Here is a 476-nt window from a genome sequence, read left to right on the forward strand (position 1 = left end):
TAGAAGTTCGGATGACGGCAAAAATTGGATACAAAAAGAAAGTATTGATAAACCTGCCGATGCCAAAAATTCATTTGTAACCTATGGTCAAGGCGTAACTTTAAGACATGGGGCTAATGCCAATTCTCAAAAATTAATATTCCCATATTTTTATTCAAATAATAATAGCAAAAGGTTCACGGCAATTATGTATTCTGATAATGACGGCAATACTTTTAGTTCGGTCTGTAATAGTTTTAAAATGCCTACTAAAGAAGTAAGCGGCGACCTGGGCGTTTTTAGCACATTTGAAACTAAATTAATAGAGCTTTCTGATGGAAGTATCCTATATAATACGGCATATTACGAGGGGGGCGTATCCATTTGGGCAAAATCTACAAATTGTGGAAAATATTGGACATTTACAGTATTAGGCACTGATAAAGAAGACCCAGGCGCCAAGCATATAGATTTTAGTAGATATGAATATAATGGAA

1 protein-coding gene is annotated in these 476 nt (G+C 34.9%); it reads left to right on the forward strand.

Translation table 11 applies throughout. The features are described from left to right. Positions 1-476 (forward strand): sialidase family protein (locus tag EZH24_RS14540; RefSeq protein WP_161976204.1); only part of this gene is annotated, 476 nt, incomplete at both ends.

The organism is Brachyspira catarrhinii, from assembly GCF_005518285.1.
Taxonomy (GTDB): domain Bacteria; phylum Spirochaetota; class Brachyspiria; order Brachyspirales; family Brachyspiraceae; genus Brachyspira; species Brachyspira catarrhinii.